Genomic DNA, 2,111 nt, shown 5'->3' with positions numbered 1-2,111 from the left:
CCGAGCGTGTCGCGCCACTGGGGGTCGGCAAAGAGCGGGAAGAAGCGCATCAGCGTGCGCAGGCGGCGCAGCGCGACCCGCATCTGGTGCACGAATTCGGGATCGTCTTGCTCGAGCACCCCGCCCTCGTTGCCGAGCCATTGCGCGGTGATGTCGCCGGACAGCGCGAACAGCGCGGCGCGCTGCGAGCGCACGCCGGTCAGGTCGACGAGCTTTGCCTTGACGGGCCCGTCGGCGGCCGGCTCGGCCGCACAAGCGCGATCGATCACGCTCGTCAGTTGCACGAATGCGGGCCACGCGCCGCTCAGTTCACGCGCCGCGGCAAACAGCGCGTGCAGCGCGGCCGTGCGCGCGGGCAGGGTTTCCCAGTCGGGCGCCGTGAGACGCAGCTCGACGAAGCGGCGCGGCGGCTCGCTACCGCGATGCAGCGTGACGTCGTCGAGCGTCATCTCGACCACGACACCGCTGTCGTCGGCCCACCGTCCGCGCCGCCGTTCGCTGACGAGGCGCAGCGCCGACGATTCCGGCTGTGTACCAACCTCCTCCGGGCGCCCGGTCGTATCCGGCGCGGCGCCGTCGACTTCACCCGTCGCGACGACGGCCTCGGCTGCGACTGCCGCCTCGGGCACGGGTAACGGCATCGAGACGGCGATGCCCGCATGCTCCGCGTCGAACAGTTCACGCGCCGTGACACCCGGCGCAAACGCCTTCGCGCGCGACGCGACGACCCGCCTGCCGTGCGCATTCGACTCGACCCACGTCCACCAGCTCGCGCCGGGACTCAGCTCGGCCTCCTCGATCTGGCACGGCTCGATCGTCACACGCTCATGGCCGCGGCGCATCCTGACCTGAGGGCAGATCCGCCACGCGCGCACGAGTTCGGCGCCGAAATCACGCTGCGCGCCGCGAGCGCGACTTGCAGCCTTGACCGGCCATCCTTCCAGCGACAGCGACAACACGATTTCCAGCACACGCGACATGGAGGCTCCTGCACATGAAGAATCACCGGCGCATCGACCGCGCCGGCGTCACTCGTGAAGCTGCTTCCATAGTACACGTCGCCAAAACTTGCAGTCGACGATCTGGCCCTGTCGCGCTGTCGCAGATCAAACGGCGTATTGCGCGAGGCCGTTGCCGAACGACCAGTCCTCCTTCAGCACCTCGACAAGACTGATGAATACGTCCTGCTGTCGCACACCGGGCTGCTGCGCGAGGTTGTCCGCGATCGCCCGGTACAGCGCCCGCTTCTGCTCGAGCGTGCGCGTGTTGTTCGCGGTGATCTGGATCATCACGAGATCGTCGCTGCGTTCGATATCGAGGTAGTGGCGACCGAACACGAAGTTCTCGGCCGCATGCTCGGTGACGACCATGAAGATGTCGTCCTCGGGCACGTTGAACGTGTGCATCAACGCGCGATGCACGCCGTCGACGAGCGCCGCGCGGTAGGCGGCCGGTTTGCCTTCGCGAACTGCGATGCGGGTGAATGGCATGGTCCTGCTCCTGTCGGTGAAGTTGACGTTGAAGAACGAAAACACAGCGTCAGGTTAGGCGCGCCGAACTATAATGAACAGTCATTGATTAATATTTCATCCATTTACATTTGAAATGAAAGTCCTGGACCTCGATGCCGTCCGCGCGTTCGTGCTGGTCGCCGATCTCGCCAGCTTCACGCGCGCCGCCGATGCGCTCGGCACCACCCAGTCGGCCGTCAGCCTGAAGCTGAAGCGGCTGGAGGCCCACCTCGGCAAGCCGCTGCTCGCGCGCACGCCGCGCGTCGTCAAGCTGGCCGCCGACGGCGAGAATTTCCTGCCGGCCGCCCGCGCGCTGCTCGACGCGCACGATCACGCGCTCGGCGCGATCTCGGCCGGCACGCACCGGCTGTCGCTCGGCGTCAGCGAGCACGTCGCGGTGCCCGACCTGCCGGCCGTGCTCACGAGCCTGCATCGGCAGGATCCGGGGTTGACGCTGGAAATGCATCTCGGCACGTCGACGAATCTGCTCTCGCAATACGACGAACGCCGGTTCGACGCGGTGATCGTGCGGCACGAGCCGGGCGAAGACCCGCCGCGCGAAGACGGCACGCTGCTGTTTTCCGAACCGCTGGCCTGGCT

3 protein-coding genes are annotated in these 2,111 nt (G+C 67.2%); 1 reads left to right on the top strand and 2 read right to left on the bottom strand.

The features are described 5' to 3' along the window. Together JYJ84_RS34995 and JYJ84_RS34990 are read right to left on the bottom strand one after the other, a co-directional pair. A partial coding sequence (locus JYJ84_RS34995; RefSeq protein ID WP_205190154.1) for a CHAD domain-containing protein occupies window positions 1-980 on the bottom strand: 980 nt, incomplete at its 3' end. Window positions 981-1,106: 126 nt separating this feature from the next. Beyond that, the gene (locus tag JYJ84_RS34990) at window positions 1,107-1,490 is read right to left on the bottom strand and encodes a tautomerase family protein (protein WP_011355834.1); all 384 of its coding nucleotides are present in this window, start codon (window positions 1,488-1,490) and stop codon (window positions 1,107-1,109) included. 115 nt (window positions 1,491-1,605) lie between these two features. Here JYJ84_RS34990 and JYJ84_RS34985 point away from each other — a divergent pair. After that, window positions 1,606-2,111: LysR family transcriptional regulator (locus tag JYJ84_RS34985; protein ID WP_205190153.1), on the top strand; the 506-nt coding region annotated here is incomplete at its 3' end.

The sequence above is a fragment of the Burkholderia sp. LMG 13014 genome, assembly GCF_905232215.1.
Classification (GTDB): domain Bacteria; phylum Pseudomonadota; class Gammaproteobacteria; order Burkholderiales; family Burkholderiaceae; genus Burkholderia.
Note: the sequence above shows the minus strand (reverse complement) of the source record. Positions and strands in the feature narration are given on the sequence as shown.